The organism is Streptomyces sp. NPDC057010, assembly GCF_042673805.1.
Lineage (GTDB): Bacteria > Actinomycetota > Actinomycetes > Streptomycetales > Streptomycetaceae > Streptomyces.
In genome coordinates, this window is the sequence record NZ_JBHUSC010000019.1 from 67,396 (window position 1) to 90,755 (window position 23,360).

Annotated in this window: 20 protein-coding genes; 10 read left to right on the forward strand and 10 right to left on the reverse strand. The window is 70.9% G+C overall.

All coding sequences use genetic code 11. The features are described from left to right. Positions 1–44 precede the first annotated feature (44 nt). A complete protein-coding gene (locus tag ACFTXQ_RS18300; RefSeq protein WP_382641910.1) occupies positions 45–1,454 on the reverse strand; it encodes an MFS transporter in 1,410 nt (469 codons plus the stop codon). Positions 1,455–1,653: 199 nt separating this feature from the next. Here ACFTXQ_RS18300 and ACFTXQ_RS18305 point away from each other — a divergent pair, with 199 nt between their 5' ends. Beyond that, a complete protein-coding gene (locus tag ACFTXQ_RS18305) occupies positions 1,654–2,802 on the forward strand; it encodes a low temperature requirement protein A (RefSeq protein WP_382641912.1) in 1,149 nt (382 codons plus the stop codon). Between the two features lie 322 nt (positions 2,803–3,124). Here the strand turns inward: ACFTXQ_RS18305 and ACFTXQ_RS18310 are convergent, their stop codons facing one another. Next, positions 3,125–3,931 (reverse strand): Cof-type HAD-IIB family hydrolase, encoded by an 807-nt coding sequence (locus ACFTXQ_RS18310; RefSeq protein ID WP_382641914.1) that lies wholly within the window; start codon positions 3,929–3,931, stop codon positions 3,125–3,127. Between the two features lie 170 nt (positions 3,932–4,101). Beyond that, a complete protein-coding gene (locus ACFTXQ_RS18315) occupies positions 4,102–5,250 on the reverse strand; it encodes an RNA-guided endonuclease InsQ/TnpB family protein (RefSeq protein ID WP_382641916.1) in 1,149 nt (382 codons plus the stop codon). A 208-nt stretch (positions 5,251–5,458) separates the two neighbouring features. Here ACFTXQ_RS18315 and fahA point away from each other — a divergent pair, with 208 nt between their 5' ends. From fahA to ACFTXQ_RS18360, 9 genes are all read left to right on the forward strand, one after another. Beyond that, positions 5,459–6,682, forward strand: coding sequence for a fumarylacetoacetase (gene fahA / locus ACFTXQ_RS18320; RefSeq protein ID WP_382641918.1), 1,224 nt, complete (start codon positions 5,459–5,461; stop codon positions 6,680–6,682). 139 nt (positions 6,683–6,821) lie between these two features. Further along, the gene (locus ACFTXQ_RS18325) at positions 6,822–7,592 is read left to right on the forward strand and encodes a GntR family transcriptional regulator (protein WP_382641920.1); all 771 of its coding nucleotides are present in this window, start codon (positions 6,822–6,824) and stop codon (positions 7,590–7,592) included. 31 nt (positions 7,593–7,623) lie between these two features. Then, positions 7,624–7,851 (forward strand): ferredoxin family protein, encoded by a 228-nt coding sequence (locus ACFTXQ_RS18330; RefSeq protein ID WP_030710222.1) that lies wholly within the window; start codon positions 7,624–7,626, stop codon positions 7,849–7,851. A 14-nt stretch (positions 7,852–7,865) separates the two neighbouring features. Next, positions 7,866–9,215, forward strand: a complete 1,350-nt coding sequence (locus ACFTXQ_RS18335) for an ABC transporter substrate-binding protein (RefSeq protein WP_382641922.1) — start codon at positions 7,866–7,868, stop codon at positions 9,213–9,215. Beyond that, entirely contained in the window at positions 9,212–10,093 is an 882-nt protein-coding gene (locus ACFTXQ_RS18340) for an ABC transporter permease (protein WP_382641924.1), read from the forward strand. Before ACFTXQ_RS18335 ends, ACFTXQ_RS18340 begins: the two co-directional genes overlap by 4 nt. Further along, the gene (locus ACFTXQ_RS18345; protein ID WP_382641926.1) at positions 10,090–10,845 is read left to right on the forward strand and encodes an ABC transporter ATP-binding protein; all 756 of its coding nucleotides are present in this window, start codon (positions 10,090–10,092) and stop codon (positions 10,843–10,845) included. The genes ACFTXQ_RS18340 and ACFTXQ_RS18345 overlap by 4 nt, the downstream gene beginning before the upstream one ends. Positions 10,846–10,856: 11 nt before the next feature. Continuing rightward, positions 10,857–13,598 (forward strand): fumarate reductase/succinate dehydrogenase flavoprotein subunit, encoded by a 2,742-nt coding sequence (locus tag ACFTXQ_RS18350; RefSeq protein WP_382641928.1) that lies wholly within the window; start codon positions 10,857–10,859, stop codon positions 13,596–13,598. 96 nt (positions 13,599–13,694) lie between these two features. Next, on the forward strand, positions 13,695–14,273 hold the full coding sequence (locus tag ACFTXQ_RS18355; RefSeq protein ID WP_382641930.1) for a hypothetical protein: 579 nt from the start codon (positions 13,695–13,697) through the stop codon (positions 14,271–14,273). 58 nt (positions 14,274–14,331) lie between these two features. Continuing rightward, positions 14,332–14,931 carry a Uma2 family endonuclease gene (locus tag ACFTXQ_RS18360; protein ID WP_382641932.1) on the forward strand — a complete coding sequence of 200 codons (600 nt, stop codon included), beginning with the start codon at positions 14,332–14,334 and terminating at the stop codon, positions 14,929–14,931. A gap of 67 nt (positions 14,932–14,998) precedes the next feature. Here the strand turns inward: ACFTXQ_RS18360 and nuoN are convergent, their stop codons facing one another. The 7 genes from nuoN to nuoH are packed head-to-tail and all read right to left on the reverse strand — an operon-like array spanning position 14,999 to position 23,301. Beyond that, on the reverse strand, positions 14,999–16,654 hold the full coding sequence (gene nuoN / locus ACFTXQ_RS18365) for an NADH-quinone oxidoreductase subunit NuoN (RefSeq protein WP_382641934.1): 1,656 nt from the start codon (positions 16,652–16,654) through the stop codon (positions 14,999–15,001). Beyond that, positions 16,651–18,243: an NADH-quinone oxidoreductase subunit M gene (locus ACFTXQ_RS18370; protein ID WP_382641936.1), complete on the reverse strand. Its 1,593-nt coding sequence runs from the start codon at positions 18,241–18,243 to the stop codon at positions 16,651–16,653. The genes nuoN and ACFTXQ_RS18370 overlap by 4 nt, the downstream gene beginning before the upstream one ends. A 1-nt stretch (position 18,244) precedes the next feature. Next, a complete protein-coding gene (gene nuoL, locus ACFTXQ_RS18375; RefSeq protein WP_382641938.1) occupies positions 18,245–20,185 on the reverse strand; it encodes an NADH-quinone oxidoreductase subunit L in 1,941 nt (646 codons plus the stop codon). Positions 20,186–20,197: 12 nt separating this feature from the next. Further along, positions 20,198–20,497 carry an NADH-quinone oxidoreductase subunit NuoK gene (nuoK, locus tag ACFTXQ_RS18380; protein WP_030864698.1) on the reverse strand — a complete coding sequence of 100 codons (300 nt, stop codon included), beginning with the start codon at positions 20,495–20,497 and terminating at the stop codon, positions 20,198–20,200. Next, complete coding sequence (locus tag ACFTXQ_RS18385) at positions 20,494–21,315, reverse strand: NADH-quinone oxidoreductase subunit J (protein WP_382641940.1); 822 nt, start codon at positions 21,313–21,315, stop codon at positions 20,494–20,496. The genes nuoK and ACFTXQ_RS18385 overlap by 4 nt, the downstream gene beginning before the upstream one ends. Beyond that, positions 21,312–21,920: an NADH-quinone oxidoreductase subunit NuoI gene (gene nuoI, locus ACFTXQ_RS18390; RefSeq protein ID WP_382641942.1), complete on the reverse strand. Its 609-nt coding sequence runs from the start codon at positions 21,918–21,920 to the stop codon at positions 21,312–21,314. Before nuoI ends, ACFTXQ_RS18385 begins: the two co-directional genes overlap by 4 nt. Then, positions 21,913–23,301 (reverse strand): NADH-quinone oxidoreductase subunit NuoH, encoded by a 1,389-nt coding sequence (nuoH, locus tag ACFTXQ_RS18395; RefSeq protein ID WP_382641944.1) that lies wholly within the window; start codon positions 23,299–23,301, stop codon positions 21,913–21,915. Before nuoH ends, nuoI begins: the two co-directional genes overlap by 8 nt. Positions 23,302–23,360 lie beyond the last annotated feature (59 nt).

Below are 23,360 nucleotides of genomic sequence, written 5' to 3' on the forward strand. Positions count from 1 at the left end.
CCGGCGTGCGGGGTCCGGGGCGGAGCCCCGGGAACGGCGGGCGGCTAGCTCGGGGCTTCGGCTCCCCGGCGCGCGTAGAACCACCAGGCCACCACCACGCACGAGGCGTAGAAGCCTACGAACCCCCACATCGCACTCGTCACGGCGAAGTTGGCGAACATCGCCGGAATGAAGAAGAACCCGTAGGCGGCGATCCCGGCGGTGAAACCGGTGACCGCACCCGACTCGATCTCCGCCTGCTTCAGCGCGGCCGCGTACTGCGGGGTGCCCTCCGTCAGGCCCTTCAGGTGCTGCCCCCGGAAGATGACCGGGATCTGCCGGAAGGTCGACCCGTTGCCGATGCCCGAGAAGAAGAACGCCGACAGGAAGCAGAAGAAGAAGCCGTAGAAGGAGCCCTGGTCGGAACCCGCGGGGAGGAACGTGATCACGCCGATGATCGAGGCGGCCATGCCCGCGAAGGACAGGATCGTCACGCGCGCGCCGCCCAGCTTGTCCGCGATCCAGCCGCCCGCCCAGCGCGCCAGCGCGCCCAGCGCCGGGCCCATCCAGGCGTAGGTGGCCACCGAGTACGCGGGGAAGGTGGTCTTGATGAGGAGGGGCAGGGCCGCGGCGAAGCCGATGAAGGAACCGAAGGTGCCGACGTACAGCCAGGTCATCAGCCAGTTGTGCTTGCGCTTGAAGATGATCTTCTGCTGGCGGAAGGGGGTGGAGGCCACCTTCAGGTCGTTCTGGCCGAACCAGGCCACCGCGGCGAGGACCACGAGCACGGGGACCCATACGAAGGCGGCGTTCTGGAGGTAGATCTCCGAGCCGTCGGCCTTCTCCTGACCCGCCCCGATGGCGAGGACCGAGGACGTGATCAGGATCGGCGTGAGGAGCTGGACCACCGAGACGCCCAGGTTGCCCAGGCCGCCGTTGATGCCGGTCGCGTTGCCCTTCTCCTGCTTCGGGTAGAAGAAGCCGATGTTGGCCAGCGAGGAGGAGAAGTTCGCGCCGCCGATGCCGCAGAGGGCGGCGATCGCGACCATCGTCGTGTACGGGGTGTTCGGGTTCTGCACCGCGAAGCCCAGCCACAGCAGCGGCACGATCAGCACGACGGTGGAGACGGCCGTGAAGCGGCGCTGGCCGATCATCGGGCCGAGGAAGGTGTAGAAGATCCGGGCCGTGCCGCCGGTGAGGCCGGGGACCGCCGTCAGCCAGAAGAGCTGGGACTGGCTGTATCCGAAGCCGACGTCCTTCAGGTTGGTCGCGGTGATGCTCCACACCTGCCAGACCACGAAGGCCACCAGCAGGGCCGGCACCGCGATCCACAGGTTGCGGGTCGCGACCTTCTTCCCGGTGGACCGCCAGAAGGACGGGTCCTCCGGCGTCCAGTCCGTGATGGTGCGGCCCGGGCCGTACTGCGCCGGATCGGCGAGCACCCCCGGCGACACTTGCTGCGTGGCGGAACTCATGGCGTGGTCCTGAACGTTGAGAAGGGTCCTGACCTATCCAGAGTCCGGCTCCGGGGGCGGCCCGCGGCAGGGGCCAACGTCGTGCGCCGGCGGGACCTTGTCCTGTCGCCCGCAGTCCTTTCGGCGATCGGGGCACCGGTGGACCGCGGGCCGCGCGTCCGGCCCGCCGGGGAGGGCATCCTCTGGTCTGCTTTCCGCTATGGCCTACTCCCCCATGACCGCCCGCAGCCGCGAAGAGCACCACCGTGCGGCCACCCCGCTCGAGCTGTTCTTCGACCTCTGCTTCGTCGTCGCGGTCGCGCAGGCCGGCGCCCGGCTGGTGCACGCGCTGGCCGAGGGCCATCCCGGCACCGGGGTGGTCGGCTACTTCTTCGTCTTCTTCGGCGTGTGGTGGGCGTGGATGAACTTCACGTGGTTCGCCTCCGCCTACGACGTCGACGACGTGCTGTACCGGATCGCGACCCTCGTCCAGATCGCCGGCGTGCTCGTCTACGCGGCGGGCGTGAGCCGGGCCTTCGACGAGAACGACTGGACGGTCGCCGTCATCGGCTACATCATCATGCGCGTCGCCCTGACGGCGCAGTGGCTGCGGGCCGCCGCCGGGGAGAGCGGACCGGCCCGCACGGCGGCACTGACGTACGCGGCCGGGCTGGTGATCTGCCAGGCCGGCTGGGTGGGGCTGCTGTTCGCCCCGGGTGACTCCAAGCGCTGGCTTTTCCTGGCGCTGGTGGCGGCCGAGCTGCTGGTGCCGCTGGTGGCCGAGCGCGGGCACCAGACGCCGTGGCACGCGCACCACATCGTGGAACGGTACGGACTGTTCACCATCATCGTCCTCGGCGAGACCATCGCCGCGAGCACGGTGGCGGTGAAGTCGGCGCTCGACGAGCACGAGGCGCTGGGCGAGCTGCTGCCCCTCGCCGGCGGCGGGCTGCTGATCGTGTTCGCGGCCTGGTGGATCTACTTCGCGGTGCCGATGCACGAGCGGCTGAACACCAACCGGGAGGCCATCCCGTGGGGCTACGGCCACCTGGTGGTCTTCGCCTCCGGCGCGGCGATCGGGGCGGGCATCGAGGTCGCCGTCGAGCACGCGGTCGGGCAGGCGCACATCTCGCAGCTCGCCGCCAACGCCGCCGTCACCGTGCCGTCCGCGCTGTTCCTCATGACGGTGTGGCTCCTGCACTCCCGCCACTTCAAGCGCGGCCCGGCCCAGCAGCTGACGCTCCCGCTGTCCGCCCTTGCGATCCTCGCGTGCACGTGGGCCGGTACGTACGCGGTCCTCTACGCGGGGCTCGTCGCGGCGGCAACGGTGGCGATCGGCCTCACCCTCTCGACCCGGATGGCCCGTTGACACCTGCGGCGCCGTTGCCGGGCTCTGCCCGGACCCGCGCCTCAAACGCCGGCGGGGCTGGATGTGCCCCCGTGGTCCCGCACGCGTGGCGCCGTTGCCGGGGGCCAGCCCCCGGACCCCCGCTCCTCAAACGCCGGAGGGGCTGAATTTGCCCTGCGGGCAATCCAGCCCCGCCGGAGGCAAAGCCAGCCCCTCCGGTATTTGAGGCCCCGCCGGAGGCAAAGCCAGCCTCGCCGGCGTTTGAGGCGCCGCCGGAGGCAAAGCCAGCCCCTCCGGCGATTGAGGAGCGGGGTGCGGGGCGGAGCCCCGGAGGCGGCGGCGGTCAGGCGAAGAGGCGCTCCAGGACCACCGCGATGCCGTCCTGCTCGTTGGAGAGGGTCAGCTCGTCGGCGACGGCAACCAGCTCGCGGTGGGCGTTGGCCATGGCCACCCCGTGGGCCGACCACGCGAACATCGGGATGTCGTTCGGCATGTCGCCGAAGGCGATCGTCTCCGAACCGGACAGCCCCAGGACCTCCGCAGCCCGCCGCAGGCCACTGGCCTTGTCGATGCCCGGCGGCTGGAGCTCCACCGTGTGCTCCCCCGCCATCGTCACGTTCACCAGGTCCCCGACCACCGCCCGCGCCACCCGCGTCAGCTCGTCGTCGTCCAGCTCCGGATGCTGCAGCAGCACCTTGTTGATCGGCGCGGCCCACAGGTCCGAGCGCCGCCCCACCCGCACCGTCGGCAGGTGCGGGTGCCACATCCGGTAGCCCGGTCCCATCAGCATCTCCGCGTCGACGCCCTCCTGGTTGACCGCCGCGTAGACCTCGCCGATCTCCGCCTCGATCTTGCCGAGGGCCACCTCGGCCAGCCCCCGGTCCATGGACACGGAGTGCAACAGGCGCCCGCGCGCCGCGTCGTACACCTGCGCGCCCTGCCCGCACACCGCGAGCCCCGAATACCCGAGGCCGTCCAGGACATGCCGGACCTGCGGAACCGGGCGGCCGGTGACGATGATGTGCTGGGCCCCGGCCGCACGGGCGCGCGCGAGCGCCTCGTACGAGCGGGCCGAGACGGTGTCACCGGCGCGCAGCAGAGTCCCGTCCAGGTCAGTGGCGATCAAGGCATAGGGGAGGGCGGAAGTCACGGCGCCAAGGATACGGACCCCCTTGGACAAGTCCTACAATTTGCGTCGTCTCCACCTGAAGGTGGATGATTCCCGCCTGGCCGCCACTGTTGAGTGCCGACCTACGGGTGGTTCCTGCTTCAGCACCCACTGCCCGGCGTGCCGGGTCTTACACGGACTCCACAGGCGTTTTACCTCTCGGCCCGCCCGGCCGCGAGGAGTTGGCGCCCTTCGGCGCGGAGGTTCATCTCGGCGTTGCCGTCCCTGTCGTGCTTGGCGCCGCAGTCGCACACCCAGTGCCGGATGTGGAGCCGTTCAATTCCCTTGGGGCCGGTGAGCGCACCGCACTGCGAGCACAGTTGGGTGGAGGGGAACCACCTGCTCACCTTGGCGAAGCCCCGCCCGTACCGTGCACACTTGACTTCGAGGGTGCGGGCGAACATGCCCAAGGACTGGTCATGCACGGACTTGCCGAACCGGCCCCGGGCCATGCCCTTCACGTTCAGGTCCTCCAGGTAGGCCGCTTGGCTCTCGCGGACAATCCGGGTGGTTTCCTGTTCGATGAAGTCGCGTCGCCGGTCGGCGATGCGGGCATGGATCTTGGCTACGGCCAGCTTTGCCTTGCGCCGGTTGTTCGATCCTTTCCGGCACCTGCTGAGCTTGCGCTGAGCACGACGGAGTTTCTTCTCCTGGCGGCGGAAGAACTTCGGGGAGGCGATCTTCCGGTCCCGCAGTACGGCGTAGGAGGACAAGCCCAGGTCGATCCCGGTGTCGGTCTCTTCCCAGTCCAGCTCAGGGAGTGGCTCGCCCTCCGTCTCGACCACGAAGGAGGCGAAGAACCGCCCGGTCGCGTCCTTGACGATCGTGACCGACGACGGGCCGGAGGGAAGCTTGCGAGACCAGCGGACCGGCACATCACCGATCTTCGGAAGCCGAAGCGCGCCATCCTCGGTGATGGAGAAATGAGCCGCCTTCGTGAACCTCACAGCCTGGCGACCGGCCTTCCTCTTGAAGCGGGGCGGTCCGATCTTCGGGCCCTTACGCGTTCCCCGCTTCGATGCGAAGAAGTTGCCGTACGCGGTTCCCAGGTCCCGCAGGGACGATTGGAGCAGGACTGCCGAGACCTCGCCCAGCCAGGCACGCCCCTCTGTCTTCTTTGCCTCCGTGATCACCAGCCTGGCCAGCTCGACCATCGAGGGGACAGGCCTGCCCTGCTTGTATGCGTCCTGGCGGATGTTCAGCGCGTCGTTCCACACCACACGCGCACACCCGAACGCCTGCACCAGCGCCTGTCGCTGGACGGCATTCGGGTAGACCCGGTAGTTGTAACGCAACCGCATGGGCGGAGCGTACGACCCGTAACTCGCCAATCCGTGCGAAGTGGCGTGATGTGACCAGAAGCAACAACATCTGCCCGTTTTCTTCCTCCCAGGTGTGTTTCATCTCCGCTCTGAGCACCCGAGCTTTCAGTCGTAATCCTGGGTAGCGTGTCCCGCACCGTGTCTACCGGGACACCCCCGGACCGCGTCGAAAGCGAGGCAGTACCCCATGCCCCAGCAGAGCCCCCTCGATGTTCCCGAGGGCGACCCGTTCGGGCCGCACAACCTCCCCTACGGCGTCTTCTCCGCCGCCGGTGAGGAGCGCCGCCGGATCGGTGTGCGGATCGGCGGGTACGTGCTCGACGCGGGGGCCGTCGCCGTCGCGCTCGGGTCCCCGTACGCCGGTCTCCTGACCCACGGCTCGCTCAATCCGCTGCTCGCCGCCGGCCGCACCGCCTGGCGCGACGTGCGCCGCGCGCTGACCGCCTGGGTGACGGACCCCGGCCACCGCCCCACCGTGGAGCCGCACCTCACGCCGCTCGACGCCGTGACCCTGCACCTGCCGTACGAGGTCGCCGACTACGTCGACTTCTACGCGAGCGAGCACCACGCCACCAACGTCGGCCGGATCTTCCGGCCCGACGGGGACGCGCTGACGCCCAACTGGAAGCACCTGCCCATCGGTTACCACGGCCGGTCGGGGACCATCGTGGTCTCGGGGACGGACGTCGTGCGGCCTTCCGGGCAGCGCAAGGCGCCGACCGACCCGGCGCCGGTCTTCGGCCCGTCCGTCAAGCTCGACATCGAGGCCGAGGTCGGCTTCGTCGTCGGCACCCCCTCCGAGCTGGGCCGCCCGGTGGCCGTCGGCGACTTCGAGGAGCACGTCTTCGGGCTGTTCCTCCTCAACGACTGGTCGGCGCGCGACATCCAGGCCTGGGAGTACGTGCCGCTCGGCCCCTTCCTCGGCAAGTCCTTCGCCACCTCCGTCTCGGCGTGGGTGACCCCGCTGGAGGCCCTGGACGCCGCCCGGGTCGCCCCGCCCGCCCGGGACTTCCCCCTCCTGCCCTACCTCGACGACGCGGCGGCCGAGCGCCCCGGCGGCTTCGACCTGCACATCACCGTCTCCATCAACGGGCAGGAGGTGGCGCAGCCGCCGTTCGCCTCGATGTACTGGACGGCCGCGCAGCAGCTCGCGCACATGACCGTCAACGGCGCCTCGCTGCGCACCGGTGACGTGTACGGCTCCGGCACCGTCAGCGGCCCCGAGGTCGGCCAGCGCGGTTCGCTGCTGGAGCTCACCTGGAACGGCCGCGACGCCATCGAGCTCGCCGACGGCAAGCGCACCTTCCTGGAGGACGGGGACACCGTCACCCTCACCGCGTGGGCCCCCGGGGCCGACGGCACGCGCGTGGGCCTGGGCGAGGTCACCGGCCGCATCGTGGGATCGCGGTAGTCCACCCCTTGGTCGGCGGGGTGGCGGATCTTTTCGCCTCCCCGCCGAAACCGCAGGTCACAGCTTTGATCACCTGACGTCCGGTGGCGCAATACTGTGGCAACACCACACCCCGGGCCCCGTCGGTATGTTCCGTGGCATGCCAGCCGAACGCACCGCCTCGCACACCGTCCCGGTCGCCGCCGCGCGCCGGCGGCGGCTGCGCGCGGACCAGGCGCGCCAGCTCGCCGACCTGCTCCGCCACCAGATCCTGGCGGGCGGGTTCCCCGGCGGGGTCCTCCCGCTGGAGGACACCCTCGCCACCGACTACGCCGCCGGCCGCAACACCGTCCGCCAGGCCCTCGACCTGCTGCGCGGCGAGCAGCTGGTGGAGCGCCGCCCGGGCGTCGGCACCGTCGTCGTCTGCGAGAAGTACCCGCACGGCCTGGACCGCCTGCAGGGCCTGGCGGAAACCCTGCACGAGCACGGCAAGGTCACCAACGAGGTCCGCACCGTCGGCCCCGTCCGCGCCCCCGCCCCGGTCGCCGGCCGCCTCGGCCTGCCCGAGCACGCCGACGTGCTCTACATCGAACGGCTGCGCCGCCTCGGCGGGCTGCCGCTCTCCCTGGACCTCACCTACGTCCCGATGGACATCGGGACCGGACTGCTCGGCTGCGACCTGGAGAACACGGACGTCTTCCGCCTCCTGGAACAGCTCACCGGCCAGCCGCTCGGCCACGCCGAGATCACCCTGGAAGCCGTCAACGCCGACGCGCACTCCGCCGCCGTCCTCCAGGCACCCCGCGGGGCCGCCGTCCTGATGCTGGAGCGGCTCACCCACCTCGCCGACGGCCGGCCCGTGGACCTGGAGTTCATCCGCTTCCGCGGTGACCGGATCACCATGAGCGGCCTGCTGCGCCGCTCGCTCTGACCCCTCGCACACCCCTTTCCTGGAGACAGCCATGCCTCTGGTCCCCCAGCGCGGCGACGTGCCCGTGACCATCGACGAGTCCCTGTGCATCGACGGCTGCACCCTCTGCGTCGACATGTGTCCGCTCGACTCGCTCGCGATCCGCGAGGACAACGGCAAGGCGTACATGCACGTGGACGAGTGCTGGTACTGCGGCCCCTGCGCCGCCCGCTGTCCCACCGGCGCGGTCACCGTCAACATGCCCTACCTGCTCCGGTGAAAGGTCCCACCTCCATGCGTACCAAGGCAGTACTCGCCCCGGCCCTCGTCGTGCTCCTCGCCCCGCTGGCCACCGCCTGCGGCGGCGACGCGTCCGGGGCCTCGGGCCCCAAGACGGTCACCGTGACCGTCGGCTACCAGTCCAAGACCATCAACACCGTCACCGCCGGCACCCTGCTGCGCTCCCTCGGCTACTTCGAGCAGGAGCTGGCCGCCCGCGGCAAGCAGGACGGGGTCACCTACAAGGTGGACTGGCAGGACTACGCGACCGGCGCCCCCATCACCGCCCAGATGACCGCCGGGAAGATCGACATCGGTTCGATGGGTGACTTCCCGCTGCTCATCAACGCGGCGCGCGGCAAGGAGCTCAAGCAGCCCACCCACCTGGTGTCGGTCACCGGCTACAACCTTCGCGGCGGCCTCAACACCGTGGTCACCGCCCCGGATTCGAAGCTGGAGTCCCTCGCCGACCTGCGCGGCAAGAAGGTGTCGACCAGCGTCGGCTCCGCGGCGGACGGCACCCTCGTACGGGCTCTGCAGCGAGCCGGGATCGACCCGAACACCGGCGTGGAGAAGCTCAACCAGCAGCCCAGCGTCGGCGCTTCGGCGCTCCAGGCGGGCAGCGCGGACGCCCTCTCGCAGTTCGTGGCGTGGCCGGGACAGCTGGCGTTCGAGGGGCGTGCGAAGGCCCTGTACGACGGAGCCGAGCTGAACCTGCCGACCTTCCACGGGGTCACCGTGCGCGAGAAGTTCGCGCACGAACGGGCCGGCGTACTGGACGACTTCCTGCGGGCCCAGCGCAAGGCCACCGAGTACCTGCGGACGGAGCCGGTCGCCGCGGCCGAGTCGGTGGCGAAGGAGACCGGTCTGCCGGCCGAGGTGGTGTACCTCTACAACGGGGCGAACGGCATCGCGACCTTCGACCCGGCCCTGCGCCCGGAGCTGATCGACGCCCTGAAGCAGGACGTGCCGGTGCTGAAGGACGCCAAGCTGGTCGCCGACGTGGACGTGGACGCGTTCGTGGACCCGGAGCCCCTGAAGCGGGCCGCGGCCGGGGCGCAGGAGTACCCGAAGGCGGCGGCCGCCCGCTCCGAGCTGTGGCTGAAGGGCCAGGCCAAGACGCAGTCCTTCGACTCCCCGCGGGAGCTGCTCAAGGCGGCGCGCGGAGCGGACGTCCGGGCGGCGTACGTACCGGACGCGGTGACGGGGACCCTGTGGTTCGCGGACAAGGCGGTGTGGGTGGCCGAGGGGTCGGACCTGCGGGCCTTCGTCACCCCGGCGGGCGCGAAGGCGTACGTGGACCGGCACCAGGCCTCCGGCGCGCGGATCGTCGGCTACGCCGAGGCCGGAGCCCTGGCGTCATGAAGGCAGGGCGTTGGGCGCTGCGGGCGGCCTCGCTCGGCGCGGCCCTGCTCGCATGGCAGGCGCTGACCTCCCTCGACGTGAACCTGTGGCTGCGCTTCGAGCAGTTCCCGACGGTCGGCGAGGTGGCGTCGAAGTTCGCGGAGCGGGCCGGGACCGGGCCCTACTGGCAGGACCTGGGGTTCAGCCTGCGCCGGATCGTGGCGGGCTTCGCGCTCGCCGCGGTCCTCGGCGTGGCGGCGGGCACGGCCATCGCCCGGTCCCGGATCGCCGCCGATCTGCTGGACCCCCTGCTGGAGGTGACGCGGCCGGTCCCGGCCATCGCCCTGGTCCCGGTGGCGATCCTCCTGTTCCCCTCCAACGAGCAGGGGATCGTCTTCATCACCTTCGCGGCGGCCTTCTTCCCGGTGCTGGTCTCGACGCGGCACGCCGTGCGGGCCCTGTCGCCGGTGTGGGAGGAGGCGGTGCTGACGATGGGCGGGGGCCGGGCGCGGATCCTGTTCTCGGTGGTCCTGCCGGGGGCGCTGCCGGGCATCTTCGGGGGGCTGTCGGTCGGCATCGGGGTGTCCTGGATCTGCGTGATCTCCGCGGAGATGATCTCGGGCGAGTACGGGGTCGGCTACCGGACCTGGCAGGACTACACGGTGGTCGACTACCCCGGCGTCTTCGTCGGCATGGTCACCATCGGCGCGCTGGGCTGGCTGACCTCCACGGCCGTGGAGCGCGCCGGCCGCCGCCTGACCCGCTGGCTCCCCTCCCGCGACACCGGGGCCCCGCCCCGGCGGCGCCCCGCGCCCCGGTCCGCCGCTCCCGGAAGCCCCGCCCGGCCCGCAGCGGCCGAGGCGCCGAAGCCCCGTACCCGAGAGGTGGCCCCGTCATGAGCCTGACCGATGTCGCCGCCGCCCCGGTCGGTGCCGCGCTCCAGGGGGCGCGGCTCGCGCTGCGCGGGGTACGGCTCGGGCACCGCGGGAACGTGGTGCTCGACGGGGTCGACCTGACCGTCGAGGCCGGCGAGGTGCTGGCCGTCGTGGGCCCCTCCGGATGCGGGAAGTCCACGCTGCTGCGCACGCTGGCCGGGCTGCTGCCCCCGCTGGGCGGGACGGTCGAACAGGACGGGCGGGCCCTGGCCGGCCCGGCCGCCGACCGGGCCCTGGTCTTCCAGGACGACGCCCTCCTCCCCTGGCGCACGGTCCGCGGCAACGTCGAACTCCCCCTGGCCATCGGCGGGACGGCCCGCGCCGAGCGGCGGCGGGTCGCCGCGGAGTGGCTGGAGCGGGTCGGGCTCGCCGGGCACGCGCTCAAGCACCCGCACCAGCTCTCCGGCGGGCAGCGCCAGCGCGTGCAGCTGGCCCGCGCCCTCGCCGCGCGCCCCCGCGCCGTCCTCATGGACGAGCCCTTCGGCGCGCTCGACGCGCAGACCCGCGCCGAGATGCAGGACCTCCTCGTGGACGTGCTCGCCGGCACCGGCGCGAGCGTCGTCTTCGTCACCCACGACGTGGACGAGGCCCTCTTCCTCGGCGACCGCGTCGCCCTGCTCGGCACGGGCCGGGTGGTCCCCGTACCGCACCCCCGCGACCGCGCCCGCGCGGCATCGCACGCCGCGCTGCGGCAGCAGATCATCGATTCCCTCTGAAAGGCAGCACCGTGGACATCCCCGCGATCGGCGACGCCGAGGAACTCTCCTGCGACGTCCTCGTCATCGGCGGCGGCACCGCCGGCACGATGGCGGCGCTGACCGCCGCCGAGCGCGGGGCCCGCGTCCTGCTGCTGGAGAAGGCGCACGTCCGCCACTCGGGCGCCCTCGCCATGGGCATGGACGGGGTCAACAACGCCGTCGTCCCGGGCCGCGCCGAGCCCGACGACTACGTCGCCGAGATCACCCGCGCCAACGACGGGATCGTCGACCAGTCCACGGTCCGCCAGACCGCCACCCGCGGCTTCGGCATGGTCAAGCGCCTGGAGTCGTACGGGGTGAAGTTCGAGAAGGACGAGCACGGCGAGTACGCGGTGCGCCAGGTGCACCGCTCGGGCTCCTACGTCCTGCCCATGCCGGAGGGCAAGGACGTCAAGAAGGTCCTCTACCGGCAGCTGCGGCGCCGCGAGATGCGCGAGCGGATCCGGATCGAGAACCGGGTGATGCCGGTGCGGGTCCTGACGTCGCCGCAGGACGGCCGGGCGATCGGCGCGGCCGCCTTCAACACCCGCACCGGCGCGTTCGTGACCGTGCGCGCGGGCGCGGTGATCCTCGCGACGGGCCCGTGCGGACGGCTCGGACTGCCCGCCTCCGGCTACCTCTACGGGACGTACGAGAACCCGACCAACGCGGGCGACGGCTACGCCATGGCCTACCACGCGGGCGCCGCGCTGACCGGGATCGAGTGCTTCCAGATCAACCCGCTGATCAAGGACTACAACGGGCCGGCGTGCGCGTACGTCGCGAACCCGTTCGGCGGCTACCAGGTCAACCGGCACGGCGAGCGGTTCGTGGACTCCGACTACTGGTCGGGGCAGATGATGGCGGAGTTCGCGGAGGAACTGGCCTCGGACCGGGGGCCGGTGTACCTGAAGCTCAGCCACCTCCCGGAGGAGTCGGTGGCCTCCCTGGAATCGATCCTGCACACCACCGAACGGCCCACGCGCGGCACCTTCCACGAGGGCCGCGGCCACGACTACCGCACGCACGACGTCGAGATGCACATCTCGGAGATCGGACTGTGCGGCGGCCACTCCGCCTCGGGCGTCCGCGTCGACGACCACGCCCGCACCACCGTGCCCCGGCTGTACGCCGCCGGGGACCTGGCGTCCGTACCGCACAACTACATGATCGGGGCGTTCGTCTTCGGCGATCTGGCGGGAGCGGACGCCGCGCAGTACCCGGCGTACGAGGGGGAGTTGCCGGCCGATCAGGTGGCGGCGGCGCACGAGCTGATCTACCGCCCCCTGCGGCATCCGGAGGGGCCGCCCCAGCCGCAGGTGGAGTACAAGCTGCGGCGGTTCGTCAACGACTACGTGGCGCCGCCGAAGACGGGCGCGAAGCTGTCCCTCGCCGTGGAGGCCTTCGACCGTATGGGGTCGGAGATCGCGGGGATGGGTGCGCGGACGGCCCACGAGCTGATGCGGTGTGCGGAGGTGTCCTTCATCCGGGACTGCGCGGAGATGGCGGCCCGGTCCTCGCTGGCCCGCACGGAGTCCCGCTGGGGCCTCTACCACGAGCGGCTCGACCACCCGGAGCGGGACGACGCGGGCTGGCTGCACCACCTCGACCTGCGCAAGTCGGCTTCGGGGGCGATGGAGTTCACGGCCCGGCCGGTGGAGCCGTACGTGGTGCCGGTCGACGGGTTCGCGCCGGGCGGCGGCCCCGAACGCCACCTCGGCGAGGTCGACCTGGTCCCGGTGGCCACCGCGGGGCCCCGGCACGCGCCTCCGGCGGGGGGCGGCGCCGGGCACCTCCCCGGCCCGGCGGCGGACACGGCTGCGGCCGAACCGGGCCGGGCGCCGGGCGCGGGCTCGGGCTCGGGCTCGCCGCGGATCCTGGAACTCCTCGCGCTGGCCGAGGAGTCACCGGACCTCGACGACCTGCGGCCCTACCTGACCGACCCCGACCCGGCGGTGCGCGCCGCCGCCGTGGCCGCGCTCGGGGAGACCGTCCCGGCGGGGGCCGGTCCGGCGCTGGCCGAGCGGCTCGCGGACACGGACCCCGCCGTACGGGCGGCCGCCGCGGCCGCCCTGCGGGAGCTGCTGGAGGTCCTGCCCGGCGATCCGGAGCTGGCGGCCGGCCTGCGGGCCGCGCTCGCGGTACCCGACGCGGCGGTGCGTTCGGCCTCGCTGGAGGCCCTGCGGGCGCTGGGGCTCGGCGACGCCGGCCTGTACGCCGCCGCGCTCGCGGACGCGGTGGTCGACGTCCGGATCCACGCCGTGCGGGGGCTGGTGTCCGTGGACGCGGTGGCGGCGCTGGCCGCGGCCGCCGGGGATCCGGCCCGCGAGGTGCGGGTGGCCGTCGCCAAGGGCCTGGCCGCGGTGCGCGAACCGGCTCCGGAGCCGCTGGACCCGCTGCTGGCGGACCCGGACCCGCTGGTGCGGGGCGCCGCGCTGGCGGCGCTGGCCCCGGTCGGCTGCCCGGCCCCGTACGTCTCTGCCGCGGTGGCCGCTCTGGCCGATGCGGCCTGGCAGGTCCGGGCGGGGGCGGCGGCCGGGCTGGCGGCCGCCGCCGCGGAGGCTGCCGTACCGGCCCTGGCCAAGGCCCTGGCGGACGGCAACGCGGACGTCCGCAAGGCGGCGGTGCTGTCCCTGCTGGCCCACCGTGACTCGGCGCAGGCCCGGGCCGCGCTGGCCGGCGCGGTCGGCGACCCGGACGCGGACGTCCGCGCCTACGCCAGCCGGGCGTAGCCCGCGTGCGCCGGGCGGGGCGGGCCGGGATGGTGGACGGACGGACCGGGAGGCCCGTACGTCCGTACCACCCGCCCCCACCGCCGAGGAGCCCCCATGCCCGCCCTCCGTCTGAAGACCGCCCTGACCTGCGCCGCGATCGCCTCCCTCGCCTTGGCGGTGGTGCCTCCGGCCCACGGGGTCGAGGGGCCGGCCCCCGATCCGCGCAACCCCCGGGCCATGAAGGACATGGCGACGGCGATCGCGGTGACGGCCAAGTACGTGGACGAGCAGGAGGCCCTCAAGGACGGGTACGTCCCGCACGGCGAGGAGTGCATGACCAACCCGTTCGGGGTGGGCTCCATGGGCTACCACTACGTCAAGGAGGCCAACTGGGGCTCGATGGACCCCAGCAGGCCGACCGCGCTCCTCTACAGCACGGAGAAGGACCGCCACGGCCGCCGCACGCTCCAGACCGTGGAGTGGATGTACACCGACCGGGACCAGGACCTGAAGACCACCGACGACCGGCCGAGCATGTTCGGGCTGCCCTTCGACGGCCCCATGCCGGGCCACTGGAAGGGCATGCCCAAGCACTACGACCTCCACATGTGGGCGTACAAGGACAACCCGGCCGGCCGCTTCCACAACTGGAACCCCGCCCTCAAGTGCCCCGCGCATATGACTCACCCGTAAGGGCGGCTTCTCGCGAGAACTCGGCGATACGCTGAAAGCACTCGCGAGACTGCGGCTCATGGGAGCACTGATGAACCCGCAACACAGCTGGCCGATCCCGCCCCCGGGCGGCTGGACGGCCGACGACCTGGACACGCTTCCCGATCTGCCTCCGCACACGGAGCTGATCGACGGGAGCCTGGTCTTCGTGAGTCCGCAGACTCGTTTCCACATGCGCGCGGTCAACTTCTTCACCTGGCAGCTCATGGATCAGCAGCCGCCTGGCTTGGAGGTCTTCCGCGAGTTCACGATCGACATCGACCGTCACAACCGCCCCGAACCCGATGTCATCGTCGTGGACGAGAGTGCCGTGGGTGATCTGGACCAGACCCGGCTCCCTGCGGAGTCCGTCTGCTTGGCCATTGAAGTGGTCTCCCCCGAGTCGGTCGGTCGCGACCGCGGCGTCAAGCCGGTCAAGTACGCGGAGGCGGGCATCCATCACTTCTGGCGCGTGGAGAACAAGGATGGTCGTGCCGTGGTCTACGTCTACGAATTGGACCCGTCGACCGGGAGCTACGGGACGGCCGGCATCTTCCACGACCGCCTCAAAGTCTCGGCTCCCTTCTCCATCGACCTCGACCTGACCGCCATCACTCCGCAACGGCGCACCGCCGAGTAGCACCACGCACGCGACAGGGCCCGGATCCCCCGAAGGGGCCGGGCCCTGTAGCACTCGGACCGTAAGGTCAGCGGACGAAGGTGCTCGCCTGGCCCGCCAGGTCCAGGAAGTACTGCGGGGCCAGACCCAGGACCAGGGTGACCGCGACGCCCACCGCGATGGTGGTCGTCGTCAGCGGCGAGGGGACCGCCACCGTCGGGCCGTCGGCCTTCGGCTCGCTGAAGAACATCAGGACGATGACCCGGATGTAGAAGAACGCGGCGATCGCGGACGAGATGACACCGACCACGACCAGCGCCCCCGCACCGCCCTCCGCGGCCGCCTTGAACACGGCGAACTTGCCCGCGAAGCCGGAGGTCAGCGGAATGCCGGCGAAGGCCAGCAGGAAGACCGCGAAGACCGCCGCCGTCAGTGGTGAACGACGGCCCAGCCCCGCCCACTTGGACAGGTGCGTGGCCTCGCCGCCGGCGTCCCGCACCAGCGTGACCACCGCGAACGCGCCGATCGTCACGAAGGAGTACGCGCCCAGGTAGAACAGGACGGACTTGACGCCCTCCGCCGAGGTCGCGATCACACCGGCCAGGATGAAGCCCGCGTGCGCGATCGAGGAGTAGGCGAGGAGACGCTTGACGTCGGTCTGGGTCACGGCGATCACCGCGCCCGCCAGCATCGTGACGATGGCCACCGCCCACATCACCGGCCGCCAGTCCCACCGCAGACCCGGCAGGACCACGTACAGCAGCCGCAGCAGCGCGCCGAAGGCCGCCACCTTGGTCGCCGCCGCCATGAAGCCGGTGACCGGGGTCGGGGCGCCCTGGTAGACGTCCGGGGTCCACATGTGGAAGGGGACCGCACCGACCTTGAAGAGCAGGCCCATCAGGATCAGCGCGCCGCCGATCAGCAGCAGCGCGTCGTTGCCCATGGTGGAGGCCAGCGCCGGGTCGATCTTCGAGACCGTGCCGTCGACCACGTCGGCGATCACCGCGTACGAGACCGAGCCCGCGTACCCGTAGAGCAGCGCGATGCCGAAGAGGAGGAAGGCGGAGGAGAAGGCCCCCAGCAGGAAGTACTTGACCGCGGCCTCCTGCGACATCAGCCGCTGGCGGCGGGCGAGGGCGCAGAGCAGGTACAGCGGGAGGGAGAAGACCTCCAGGGCGACGAACAGCGTCAGCAGGTCGTTGGCCGCCGGGAAGATCAGCATCCCGGAGATCGCGAACAGGGCCAGCGGGAAGACCTCGGTGGTGGTGAAGCCCGCCTTGACGGCCGCCTTCTCGCTCTCGCTGCCCGGTACGGACGCCGCCTGGGCGGCGAAGGAGTCCACCCGGTTGCCGTGCGCGGCCGGGTCGAGGCGCCGCTCGGCGAAGGTGAAGACCGCGACGATCGAGGCCAGCAGGATGGTGCCCTGCAGGAACAGCGCCGGGCCGTCGACGGCGATGGCGCCCATCGCGGCGACGTGCGCCTTGCCCGAGCCGTACCCGCCGGCGGCGAGGCCGACGACCGCCGCGAAGGCCGAGGCCAGCGCCGCGACGGCCAGGAACACCTGGACGTAGTAGCGGGACTTGCGCGGGACGAAGGCCTCGACGAGGACTCCGAGGACCGCCGCGCCCACCACGATCAGCGTGGGCGCGAGCTGCGCGTACTCGATGACCGGCGCCGGGATCCGGTCGACCGGCCCCTCGGCCGCCAGTGTCCACAGGCTGTGGGCAGCAGTCACGGTGCTCACTTCGCCCCCTCCCCGTTCTTGGCCTCGACGGCTACCTCAGGCTTGGGGTCCGTCTGCTGGACATCCGACATGGTGTGCTCCACCGCCGGGTTGACGATGTCGGTGAGCACCTTCGGGTACACGCCCAGCCCGATCAGCAGGGCGATCAGCGGGGCGACCACCAGCAGCTCCCGCAGGCGCAGGTCCGGCATGGTGCGGACCTCCTCCTTCACGGGGCCGGTCATCGTGCGCTGGTAGAGCACCAGCGTGTAGAGCGCGGCGAGCACGATGCCGATGGTGGCGATGATGCCGACGACCGGGTACCGGGCGAACGTGCCGACCAGGACCAGGAATTCACTGACGAAGGGGGCGAGCCCCGGCAGTGACAGGGTGGCGAGGCCGCCGATGAGGAAGGTGCCGGCGAGGACCGGGGCCACCTTCTGGACGCCGCCGTAGTCGGCGATGAGCCGCGAGCCGCGCCGCGAGATCAGGAAGCCGGCCACCAGCATCAGCGCGGCCGTCGAGATCCCGTGGTTGACCATGTAGAGCGTCGCCCCGGACTGTCCCTGGGAGGTCATCGCGAAGATGCCCAGGATGATGAACCCGAAGTGCGAGATCGAGGCGTAGGCGACCAGCCGCTTGATGTCCCGCTGGCCGACCGCGAGCAGCGCCCCGTAGACGATGCTGATCAGCGCCAGGACGAGGATCACCGGCGTGGCCCACTTGCTGGCCTCGGGGAAGAGACCCAGGCAGAAGCGGAGCATCGCGAAGGTGCCGACCTTGTCGACGACCGCGGTGATCAGGACGGCGACCGGGGCGGTGGCCTCGCCCATCGCGTTCGGCAGCCAGGTGTGCAGCGGCCACAGCGGCGCCTTCACCGCGAAGGCGAAGAAGAAGCCGAGGAAGAGCAGCCGCTCGGTGTTGGTCGCCATGTCGAGCGTGCCCGCGGCGCGGGCCTCGGCGATCTCCTGGAGCGAGAAGTTCCCGGCGACCACGTAGAGGCCGATGACGGCGGCCAGCATGATCAGGCCGCCGACCAGGTTGTAGAGGAGGAACTTGACCGCCGCGTACGAGCGCTGCGCGGCCGCGTTCTCATCGGATCCGGAGTGGGCCCGGTCCCCGAAGCCGCCGATGAGGAAGTACATCGGGATGAGCATGGCTTCGAAGAAGATGTAGAAGAGGAAGACGTCGGTGGCCTCGAAGGAGATGATCACCATCGCCTCGACCAGCAGGATCAGGGCGAAGAAGCCCTGGGTCGGCCGCCAGCGCGAGGAATGCGTCTCCAGGGGGTCGGCGTCGTGCCAGCCGGCCCCGATCACGAAGGGGATCAGCAGCGCGGTGAGCGCGATGAGCGCCACCCCGATGCCGTCCACGCCGAGCTCGTAGCGGACGCCGAAGTCGGCGATCCAGGGCCGGGATTCGGTGAGCTGGTAGCGGTCGCCGTCCGGCTCGAAGCGGACCGCGACGAGCACGGCCAGGGCCAGGGTCGCCAGCGAGAAGAGCAGCGCGAGCCACTTGGCGGCGGTCCTGCGGGCGGCCGGGACGGCCGCCGTCAGGACCGCACCGACCGCGGGGACCGCGGCCGTCACCGTCAGAAGCGGGAAACTCATTTCACACCGCCCTCATCAGCAGGGTCGCGGCGACCAGGATCGCCGTGCCCCCGAACATCGAGACCGCGTAGCTGCGGGCGTAGCCGTTCTGGAGCTTGCGCAGCCGGCCCGACAGCCCGCCGACCGAGGCGGCCGTCCCGTTGACCACTCCGTCCACCAGGCTGTGGTCGACGTACACGAGCGAGCGGGTCAGGTGCTCCCCGCCGCGCACCAGCACGACGTGGTTGAAGTCGTCCTGGAACAGGTCCCGCCGGGCCGCCCGGGTGAGGAACGAGCCGCGCGGGGCGACGACCGGGACGGGCCTGCGGCCGTACATGGCCCAGGCGATGCCGACGCCGATGACCAGGACCACCATGGTCGAGAGCGTCACCGTCATGGCGCTGACGGGCGGGTGCCCGTGCTCGTGCCCGGTGACGGGCTCCAGCCACTTCAGGAACCGGTCGCCGATCCCGAAGAACCCGCCCGCGAAGACCGACCCGAAGGCCAGCACGATCATCGGGATGGTCATGGACTTCGGGGACTCGTGGGGGTGCGGCAGCTCCCCGGGGTGCGCCTCGACGCCGGGCTCGACGCCGGGGGTCGTGGCCGGGTCGGGGGCCGGCTGCCAGCGCTTCTCGCCGAAGAAGGTGAGGAGCATGACGCGGGTCATGTAGAAGGCGGTGATGGCCGCGCCCAGCAGGGCCGCCCCACCCAGGATCCAGCCCTCGGTGCCGCCCTTCGCGAAGGCCGCCTCGATGATCCTGTCCTTGGAGAAGAAGCCCGACAGGCCCGGGAAGCCGATGATGGCCAGGTACCCGAGACCGAAGGTCGCGAAGGTGACCGGCATGTACGTCCGCAGCCCGCCGTACTTGCGCATGTCGACCTCGTCGTTCATCCCGTGCATCACGGAACCGGCGCCGAGGAAGAGGCCCGCCTTGAAGAAGCCGTGCGTGACCAGGTGCATGATCGCGAAGACGTAGCCGACGGGGCCGAGGCCCGCCGCGAGGACCATGTAGCCGATCTGCGACATCGTCGACCCGGCGAGGGCCTTCTTGATGTCGTCCTTCGCGCAACCGACGATCGCACCGAAGAGCAGCGTGACCGCGCCCACGATGGTGACCACCAGCTGGGCGTCCGGCGCCCCGTTGAAGATGGCGCCCGAGCGGACGATCAGGTACACGCCCGCCGTCACCATCGTCGCCGCGTGGATCAGGGCCGAGACCGGGGTCGGGCCCTCCATCGCGTCACCGAGCCAGGACTGCAGCGGCACCTGGGCCGACTTTCCGCAGGCGGCCAGCAGCAGCATCAGGCCGATCGCCGTCAGCGTGCCCTCCGACGTCTTGCCCGCCGAGGCGAGCACCGGCTCGAAGGCGAAGGTCCCGAAGGTGGTGAACATCAGCATGATCGCGATCGACAGACCCATGTCGCCGACGCGGTTGACCAGGAAGGCCTTCTTCGCGGCCGTGGCCGCGCTGGGCTTGTGCTGCCAGAAGCCGATCAGGAGGTAGGAGGCGAGGCCCACGCCCTCCCAGCCGAAGTACAGCAGCAGGTAGTTGTCGGCGACGACCAGCAGGAGCATCGCCGCGACGAACAGGTTGAGGTAGCCGAAGAAGCGGCGGCGGCGCTCGTCGTGCTCCATGTACCCGATCGAGTACACGTGGATGAGCGTGCCCACCCCGGAGATCAGCAGGACGAAGGTCATCGACAGCTGGTCGAGCTGGAAGGCGATGTCCGCCTGGAAGCCCTCGACCGGCACCCAGCTGAACAGGCGCTGGTGCAGCGCCCGGTCTTCGGCGCCGCGCCCCAGCATGTCGGCGAACAGGGCCGCGCCGATGCCGAAGGAGACGGCCGCGAGCAGGGTGCCGATCCAGTGGCCGGACTTGTCGAGGCGCCGGCCGCCGCACAGCAGCACCGCCGCTCCGAGCAGGGGCGCCGCCACCAGCAGCGCAATCAGATTCTCCACTGTGAACGCCCCTTACAGCTTCATCAGGCTGGCGTCGTCGACCGAGGCCGAGTGGCGGGTACGGAACAGCGACACGATGATCGCGAGGCCCACCACGACCTCCGCGGCGGCGACGACCATCGTGAAGAACGCGATGATCTGGCCGTCGAGGTTGCCGTGCATCCGGGAGAAGGCGACGAAGGCGAGGTTGCAGGCGTTGAGCATCAGCTCGACGCACATGAACAGCACGATCGCGTTCTTCCGGATGAGCACTCCGGCCGCGCCGATGGTGAACAGCAGGGCCGCCAGGTACAGGTAGTTGACCGGATTCACTTCGAGGCCTCCTCACGGGAGTCGCGGCCGAGGCGCTCCGCGGAGCGCTGCTCCAGTGCCTTGAGGTCGGACAGCGCCTCGCTGGAGACGTCCCGGATCTGACCGCGGGCGCGCAGCGTCTTGTTGACCGTGAGCTCGGACGGGGTGCCGTCCGGCAGCAGGCCGGCCACGTCGACCGCGTTGTGCCGGGCGTAGACGCCGGGGGCGGGCAGCGGCGGGAGCTGCACGCCCTCCCGTACGCGCCGCTCCGCCAGCTCGCGCTGGGTGGCGGCCCGCTCGGTGCGCTCGCGGTGGGTGAGCACCATCGCGCCGACGGCCGCGGTGATCAGCAGCGCGCCGGTGATCTCGAAGGCGAAGACGTACTTGGTGAAGATCAGCTGGGCCAGGCCCTCGACGTGTCCGGCGGAGTTGATCCGGCCGAGCCCGTTGAAGTGGGTGAGCCCGGCGTTGCCGATGCCGGCGATGAGCAGGATGCCGAAGCCGAGCCCGCACAGGACGGCGAGCCAGCGCTGGCCCTTGATGGTCTCCTTCAGGGAGTCGGCGGCGGTGACGCCGACGAGCATGACCACGAAGAGGAAGAGCATCATGATCGCGCCGGTGTAGACGACGACCTGGACGACGCCCAGGAAGTACGCCCCGTTGGCGAGGTAGAAGACCGCCAGGACGATCATGGTCCCGGCGAGGCTGAGGGCGCTGTGGACGGCCTTCTTCATCAGGATCGTGGACAGCGCGCCGATGACGGCGACCGTGCCGAGGACCCAGAACTGGACGGCCTCGCCCGTGGAGGTCAGGGTGGCGGCGGCTGCGAGGGTGCTCATGCCTCCACCTCCTCGGAGGCTTCCGCGACCTCGCCCTTGGAGACGGCGACCTGCCGGACCGTGCCGGGGGCGGCCCCCGTCACCAGTCCGCGGTAGTAGTCCTGTTCGTCGGTGCCGGGGAAGATCGAGTGCGGTGCCTCGACCATGCCCTCGGTGAGGCCGGCGAGCAGCTGCTCCTTGGTGTAGATGAGCGATTCGCGGCTGGCGTCGGCCAGTTCGAACTCGTTCGTCATGGTCAGCGCCCGCGTCGGGCACGCCTCGACGCACAGCCCGCACAGGATGCAGCGGGCGTAGTTGATCTGGTAGACGCGGCCGTACCGCTCGCCCGGGGAGTAGCGCTCCTCCTCGGTGTTGTCCGCGCCCTCCACGTAGATGGCGTCGGCGGGACAGGCCCAGGCGCACAGTTCGCACCCGATGCACTTCTCCAGACCGTCCGGGTGCCGGTTGAGCTGGTGGCGTCCGTGGAAGCGCGGGGCGGTCGTCTTCTGCTGCTCCGGGTACTGCTCGGTGAGGCGCTTCTTGAACATGGCCTTGAAGGTCACGCCGAAGCCGGCCACCGGGTTCTGCCACTTCTCGTTCTTCTCGTTCTGGTCCGCGTCAGACATTCTCAGCACCCTCCTCTCGGTCACTGTCAGTATTCGTCCCGCCACTGACAATCAGCTCCCGCTCGTGGCGGGGCCGCCTGCGCGGTACGGGTGCCAGGTGCTGGCCGGGCTTGGGCGGTACGGGGAATCCGCCGGCGAGGGGGTCGAAGGTCTCGGCGTCCTTCGCGGCCCCGGCGGCCGCCTTCTCGCGCTTGTCGCGGAAGAGGTCCGCGACGAAGGAGAGGAGCAGGATCGCCACGACGGCGCCGCCGACGTAGAGGACGATCTCGCTGAAGTCGTACCGCTCGTTGCGCAGCGCGCGGACGGTGGCGACCAGCATCAGCCAGACCACGGAGACCGGGATCAGGACCTTCCAGCCGAGCTTCATCAGCTGGTCGTAGCGCACGCGCGGCAGCGTGCCGCGCAGCCAGATGAAGAAGAAGAGCAGCAGCTGGACCTTGATGACGAACCACAGCATCGGCCACCAGCCGTGGTTCGCGCCCTCCCAGTAGGTGGAGATCGGCGCCGGGGCCCGCCAGCCGCCCAGGAAGAGGGTGACCGAGACCGCCGAGACGGTGACCATGTTGACGTACTCGGCGAGCATGAACAGCGCGAACTTGATGGAGGAGTACTCGGTGTTGAAGCCGCCGACGAGGTCGCCCTCGGACTCCGGCATGTCGAAGGGGGCGCGGTTCGTCTCGCCGACCATCGTGACGACGTAGATGATGAAGGAGACCGGCAGCAGGATGATGTACCAGCGGTCCGCCTGGGCTTCGACGATCGCCGAGGTCGACATCGACCCGGAGTAGAGGAAGACCGAGGCGAAGGCCGCGCCCATCGCGATCTCGTAGGAGATCATCTGCGCGCAGGAGCGCAGGCCGCCGAGGAGCGGGTAGGTCGAGCCGGAGGACCAGCCCGCCAGGACGATGCCGTAGATGCCGACCGAGGCCACCGCGAGGATGTAGAGCATCGCGATGGGCAGGTCGGTGAGCTGCATGGTGGTGCGCTGGCCGAAGATCGAGACCTCGTTGCCGGAGGGCCCGAAGGGGATCACCGCGATGGCCATGAAGGCCGGGATCGCCGCGATGATCGGGGCCAGGACGTACACCACCTTGTCGGCCCGCTTGACGATGACGTCTTCCTTCAGCATCAGCTTCACGCCGTCGGCGAGCGACTGGAGCATGCCCCAGGGGCCGTGCCGGTTGGGGCCGATGCGCAGCTGCATCCAGGCGACGACCTTGCGCTCCCACACGATGGAGAACAGCACGGTCACCATCAGGAAGGCGAAGCAGAAGACCGCCTTCAGCAGGACCAGCCACCACACGTCACGGCCGAACAAGGTGAGGTCCTCGGCCGCGAGGACGTGCGGCTGGGCCGCGAACTGGGCGAGGTGGTTCGTCACGCTCGCACCTCCCGTGCGGGGGCCGGAGCTTCGCCCGGCCGAAGGACGTGGGTCAGTGG

Coding starts and splice junctions, on each gene's coding strand:
- ACFTXQ_RS18370 (WP_382641936.1), bottom strand. CDS start 18,243: ATGAGTTTCCCGCTTCTGACGGTGACGGCCGCGGTCCCCGCGGTCGGT.
- ACFTXQ_RS18325 (WP_382641920.1), top strand. CDS start 6,822: ATGCCAGCCGAACGCACCGCCTCGCACACCGTCCCGGTCGCCGCCGCG.
- ACFTXQ_RS18335 (WP_382641922.1), top strand. CDS start 7,866: ATGCGTACCAAGGCAGTACTCGCCCCGGCCCTCGTCGTGCTCCTCGCC.
- ACFTXQ_RS18360 (WP_382641932.1), top strand. CDS start 14,332: ATGGGAGCACTGATGAACCCGCAACACAGCTGGCCGATCCCGCCCCCG.
- ACFTXQ_RS18315 (WP_382641916.1), bottom strand. CDS start 5,250: ATGCGGTTGCGTTACAACTACCGGGTCTACCCGAATGCCGTCCAGCGA.
- ACFTXQ_RS18330 (WP_030710222.1), top strand. CDS start 7,624: ATGCCTCTGGTCCCCCAGCGCGGCGACGTGCCCGTGACCATCGACGAG.
- ACFTXQ_RS18305 (WP_382641912.1), top strand. CDS start 1,654: ATGGCCTACTCCCCCATGACCGCCCGCAGCCGCGAAGAGCACCACCGT.
- ACFTXQ_RS18385 (WP_382641940.1), bottom strand. CDS start 21,315: ATGAGCACCCTCGCAGCCGCCGCCACCCTGACCTCCACGGGCGAGGCC.
- nuoI (WP_382641942.1), bottom strand. CDS start 21,920: ATGTCTGACGCGGACCAGAACGAGAAGAACGAGAAGTGGCAGAACCCG.
- ACFTXQ_RS18345 (WP_382641926.1), top strand. CDS start 10,090: ATGAGCCTGACCGATGTCGCCGCCGCCCCGGTCGGTGCCGCGCTCCAG.
- ACFTXQ_RS18355 (WP_382641930.1), top strand. CDS start 13,695: ATGCCCGCCCTCCGTCTGAAGACCGCCCTGACCTGCGCCGCGATCGCC.
- ACFTXQ_RS18340 (WP_382641924.1), top strand. CDS start 9,212: ATGAAGGCAGGGCGTTGGGCGCTGCGGGCGGCCTCGCTCGGCGCGGCC.
- fahA (WP_382641918.1), top strand. CDS start 5,459: ATGCCCCAGCAGAGCCCCCTCGATGTTCCCGAGGGCGACCCGTTCGGG.
- ACFTXQ_RS18300 (WP_382641910.1), bottom strand. CDS start 1,454: ATGAGTTCCGCCACGCAGCAAGTGTCGCCGGGGGTGCTCGCCGATCCG.